The sequence below is a fragment of the Variovorax sp. P4_D9 genome (assembly GCF_056401695.1).
This window is the reverse complement of record NZ_JBFUIU010000774.1, coordinates 1-4,744: the sequence shown is the minus strand read 5'-3', so window position 1 is coordinate 4,744 and position 4,744 is coordinate 1. Positions and strand designations below refer to the sequence as shown.

Here is a 4,744-nt window from a genome sequence, read left to right as displayed (position 1 = left end):
CACCCACGCGGAAGCATTCACGTATTTGAAGGAAGTGGAACAACTCGTGCGTGCGAATCGTGTTCGACCGGGCGTGACACAAAGAGTGGGAGTGCTGGCACCGGGGCTCACCGCTTAGCCCCAGCGCTGAACGAGCGCTGCTTGGTAGCAGCCCGCAACGCGAGGCGAGGCGAAGGACGAAGTGGTCGATTGGTTGGCGTTCTACAACCATAGGATTGCACTCGACGCTGGGCCATGTCAGTCCCATGACGTTTGAGCAGCGCTGGATCGCGGCCCAGCAGCAAGACAGGAAGTCCGCATAATCGGCAGCCTATGGAGTGCGGGCAACAGGGCAAGGTCAAAGACCGCGCTTGATCTCTACGGCGCCGATCCGGCTGCGAAGCCAGTGATCAACTCGTACTCGCACAGCAGCTTGCTTGTCGTGTCATATCGTGTCGAAAACAATCGAATCACAATTATGTAAAACGCCGCGGCGTGCGCTGGCGCTGCCGCACGAGGACAGTCGGCGATGCCATCTTAGCGATATGAGCACCTGCTGTGCAGCGAAGGCAGTCATTGATCTGGCACACGCCGAATGACTCTATCAAGGCCCGAAACCGCGCTCAAGCGCATCGGCAGCTCCAGCAACCGCGGCACGCTGATCCGCTTCTGGCCGGACCTGACCATCTTCAAGGCAGAGGAAGGCGAGGGTGAGCTGACCTACGAGCACAGCATCATCACGCAGTCGCTTTCCACGCGCGCCCACCTGAACCCCGGCCTGCAGATCACCTATACCGACGAACGCACGGGCCTCGCGTCTGAATGGAAGGCCGATTGGTTCGCGGAGATCCTCGACGTGGTGAGCACGAACCACAATCCGCCGATCCTCCAGACCCTCTCTTCGGATCAGAAGATCGCCACGAAGGAGGGCGAGGTCGAAGTGAACTTGCCTTGCCTTCCGCGTCCACGCCGAATGCACCATCGTCTCGTTCGCCAACGGTGTGACCACCCTGAATGGCGGTAGTCACGACGCGGGCTTCCGCTCGGCACTACTTCGGCGTATAAGAACTAAGCGGAAGCCCATGGTTTCGCTGGCTCGGTAGTAGAGCGTTCTGCGTGGCAGTTCAATCACTTGGCACCCCCCTCGGATGAAGCAGGCTTCGGGCCGGTGATGATGGAGAAGCTCTCGCGACCAGCTCAAGTTCCATCGTGAGTTGTCCAACCTGACGTTCCAAGGCTGCGATCTTGGCTTCGTAGTCGACCATGACAGCTGCTTCCGCCTCCTCGCTGCTGAGCTCTCCGCGATCGAACTGCGTCAGCCAAATCTGGATCAAGGTTGGCTGGCAAGGCGTACTTCTTCTGCGTGTCGCGGGGAGCGCTGGGCCTTCATAGATTATGTGCATCCTCTCGATGCCCGGTTCGACCAGAGTATGGGCGGGATCACGGCGACCACTTTCTTCAATCCGTACCGGTCCGGAGCAAGCGCTGTAGCAAATACCGTCAGGCCCGGATGACGGCCGCGGGCACCGGCGCGCCGGCTTCGTTCAGGTCGAAGGCGTAGGCTTCCTTCATCTTCACGTTGCCGCTGTCGGTGTAGACCAGGAGTCGCTTGCCGTCGGTGCGCGTCTTGACGATGCCGAATGCGGCCCGACTGAAGCCAAAGAAGTCGCCGCGCGTGGCAGCCAGCGCCGGGTTGGCGGGCCGGACCCATCCTTCCATCTGGAAGAACGCGACCAGTTCTGTGACAAACACCAGCGGGTCGTCGACGCGCGAGTGTCGACCAAGTGCGCCCATCAGCGTGGCGCGCGGGTGGATGTACTCCTTGCGCGCACTTTCATCGCCGCTGGAGACGATGCTGACGATCGGCTCCACCGCTTTGATGAAAGCACCCGAGAAATCCGCGGAGCCGTGATGCGGAACTTTGAAAACGTCGGAACGGAGGGCAAGGTGGCCGGCTGCTTGCTCGGTTACAAGATGGCGGCTCRCCTCGTCGTTGAGGTCGCCGCAGAACAGATAGCTGAAGCGGCCGTAGCGCAGGCGGAACACGACCGAGTGGCCGTTGATCGTGTGGGACGCGGACTTGCCTCCGAAGCCGTCGAGCCCGGTCCCCACGGAATCCTCGCCCGTGCGTGGTCCCTTGGGCGGTTCTCCGAGGAACTTCAGTCCCGGCTCCCCGTCCACATCCTTCGTCAGCGGCCCCAGGCACTGGATCTCAAGGTCATCGGTCTTGATGAAGTCGAAGGCGTCATCGTCACCGAACGACAGCCGGCGGAACTCGATCGGCGATCGCCCGTTGTAGTCGGCGAGTGCGGCTTTCCAGCTTTGGAATGGCCGATTCATTTCTTCATCGGGCACCGTCAGCAGGTCATCGACCAGGCCCGTCACGTACAGATCCGCACCCTTCTCGACGGTTGGCCCCAGCAGTTCGATGTCGGTCAACTTGCGCCCGTCTCGTGAACTGGGCCTCTTGACGATGCCGTTGTGGTAGACCCGCTTGGGTTCGATGAACAGCCGCTTGTGCAGGCTTGCGTTCCTTTCCGATGCGTGAATCTCCACCAGGCCCTCGAAGTGATCCGCGTCGCCGTGAGTGACGAGAATGCAGTCCACAACCTTAGGTTTGTCGAGGCTTGTGCCCCGGTACTTGCCGGCCAAATAGCGGGCGAACATCTGATTGTCACCGCCGTCGACCAGCATGACCTTGCCCGTTGGCGACTCTATGACGGCGCCGTCGCCCTGCTGGACGTCGACAAAGTTGACGCGGAGCACCGTGTTGTCCTCAATTTTCCGCACCAGGTCGCCGGGCTTGAGCCGAGATGCGCCAGTGGGTTTAATGAACCCGCGCTGCGCGATAGGCATAGTGCTGCCGTCGACTTGGGTGGCGAACGAAGTGAACTCCACTTCAATGTGCTGGGCGGTTACGCCAATGACGGAGATCTCATCTCCCCATGCCAGCGTCCTGAGGAGTGCCTTCCGGTTGTTGTCTTTCCACACATCTGCCAGATCCACTGCGATGACTGAACGATCTGCTGACATCGGGTGCCTCTCTTGTCCTGGGTTGAGTCCGTCCATCCATCAGATGCATGGACACCCCTACTACAAGGGAAGTCGGTCAAACAAGCCTCCTCAATGCTGAGGAGGATTGGCTCGCGCACGTCCTTGGGCGCGGCAAGGGGCGCCAGGTCGAACTCGCGGCTGCTTGAAGGCCGGATCATTGGCGCGACCGCCGAAGTTCAGGGGCTGCAAACCGCCCAGAAACGCCTTGCCGCGCTGGTGGTCGGTCGACAGCGCTTTTCGTACCTCGGACGCGAAGCTCTTGTGGGGCGCGTCCAGCACCTTGGTCAGCAGTCGGTCGGCTTCGAGGCACCGCGCCTGGAACGGCTTGGCGGCATGGCACAACACGTCCCGCTGGCCGGCGTCAACTATCTTGGGCGCGCCGGATCGCGGTAGGGACGCCCATTACTGGGCGCCCCCCGCACAGATCCGGACGTGCCCAATTAAGGCATCCGGCTCCTGCCGCGGGTGAATGATGGTCAGGCCACCCATCACGCGGATGAGTGCCCTGCCCATACACGGTCCAGCCCCTGTGACACGCTATCGCGGCTCTGAGTCCGTCGCGTGCGTGGTTGTCCCGTGTTCCCCTCGGCCCCCGCCCTTGGCTCCACCCCACTCCGCGGCCGGTCGCCCGAGCGCTTGCGATGGCGCGCTCGGATATGTTGCCTTCCGCAGCTTGGACAGCGTCGGCACCCAGGATCACAATTCTGTCGCGGCTCAATGGCTGGCCTATGCGTTCCCCTACCGACGCTTCGCCGACACCCTCGCGGATGCCTGCGCACGGCTCGGGGCCAATGCGGTTCGCTATTCCTTCATTGCGGTGGACTTTCACCACTTACTCCTTGCCGGTCTCCCGGCGCACCCAAGCTAATTGTCGCCAACCACCTGGGTGATCTCGAACTGTACAGGGCGCTGGGTCTTGTGCTGCAACACCACAGCGCGGGTTGCCACCTGGTCGCCGTGGCAGATGTCCCGGACCTTGAGGCTGACGAGGTCGCAGCCACGCAACTTGCTGTCAATTCCCAGGTTGAAAAGCGCGAGTTCGCGCACCCGGCTTTCCATTTGAAGGCGCACCCGAAGTGCCCATGTCCTTGATCTTGAAAGGTGCCTTCTGGCCCACGATCTTGCCCTAGTTCCATGGCTCGCGATGAGCGGCGCTGACGTTTGATTCCATGATGGACTCCTATCAGGTTGAGGGCCATCAACGATGCGCCGCCCGAGGTTCAATGCACTTCCCTTGGATCAGGCACCGCAAGCTGCCGCCCTGCGGCCATTTTCAGCGCCCTACGCCTTTCGGTGCGGGAGCTCGATCTGCTCCCCTTTGCAACCCAAAGGCGTCCGATGAAGGAGTGCGGTCCGGCTCGCACATCCGTCAGATGCGCGACACAATCGCGCGTCCCCATCGAGAAGTGCCGTGAATCTGCCAATCAACTATCAATTCGAGTACGTCGACGGCCAAGGTCGTCCTGGCTTTCCCAAACTGCTGATGGAATATCAGCGCGAGAGCGACATTGTTGCCTCATCGACTAGCCTGGATTTCCACGCACCACTATTTGGGTAACGCTGCTCGATAGGAGCAGACCGCTTCTGCGCCTGGCGCCGGAGTGGCCTGGGCCTTCAGCGTTAGCGGTTGGTGCGCCCATCCCATCATTTCGACGGCCCCCACGCGGGGCCGTCGGCGTTCTTGCATCGCTTGCGCCAGTCCTGCCAATCG

Annotated in this window: 4 protein-coding genes and 2 pseudogenes; 4 read left to right on the top strand and 2 right to left on the bottom strand. The window is 61.5% G+C overall.

Features of this window, described 5'->3' with window-relative positions:
- Positions 1–154 precede the first annotated feature (154 nt).
- The 3 genes and pseudogenes from AC1DY5_RS44885 to AC1DY5_RS44875 form a co-directional block, all read left to right on the top strand.
- Positions 155–302 (top strand): annotated as a pseudogene (locus tag AC1DY5_RS44885) (IS3 family transposase); the annotation flags it as partial.
- A 272-nt stretch (positions 303–574) separates the two neighbouring features.
- A complete protein-coding gene (locus tag AC1DY5_RS44880; RefSeq protein ID WP_478120862.1) occupies positions 575–1,003 on the top strand; it encodes a hypothetical protein in 429 nt (142 codons plus the stop codon).
- Entirely contained in the window at positions 981–1,082 is a 102-nt protein-coding gene (locus AC1DY5_RS44875) for a hypothetical protein (RefSeq protein ID WP_478120861.1), read from the top strand. The genes AC1DY5_RS44880 and AC1DY5_RS44875 overlap by 23 nt, the downstream gene beginning before the upstream one ends.
- Positions 1,083–1,479: 397 nt before the next feature.
- Here AC1DY5_RS44875 and AC1DY5_RS44870 read toward each other — a convergent pair whose 3' ends face one another.
- A complete protein-coding gene (locus tag AC1DY5_RS44870) occupies positions 1,480–3,012 on the bottom strand; it encodes a ComEC/Rec2 family competence protein (RefSeq protein WP_478120860.1) in 1,533 nt (510 codons plus the stop codon).
- Between the two features lie 123 nt (positions 3,013–3,135).
- On the opposite strand from AC1DY5_RS44870, the gene AC1DY5_RS44865 reads away from it, so the two are divergent.
- Positions 3,136–3,426, top strand: coding sequence for a hypothetical protein (locus tag AC1DY5_RS44865; protein WP_478120859.1), 291 nt, complete (start codon positions 3,136–3,138; stop codon positions 3,424–3,426).
- Between the two features lie 486 nt (positions 3,427–3,912).
- On the opposite strand, the pseudogene AC1DY5_RS44860 reads toward AC1DY5_RS44865, so the two are convergent.
- Positions 3,913–4,153 (bottom strand): annotated as a pseudogene (locus tag AC1DY5_RS44860) (site-specific integrase); the annotation flags it as partial.
- Positions 4,154–4,744 lie beyond the last annotated feature (591 nt).

Excerpts from the sequence above, each read along its gene's own strand:
- AC1DY5_RS44880 (WP_478120862.1), top strand. The coding sequence starts at position 575 with ATGACTCTATCAAGGCCCGAAACCGCGCTCAAGCGCATCGGCAGCTCC.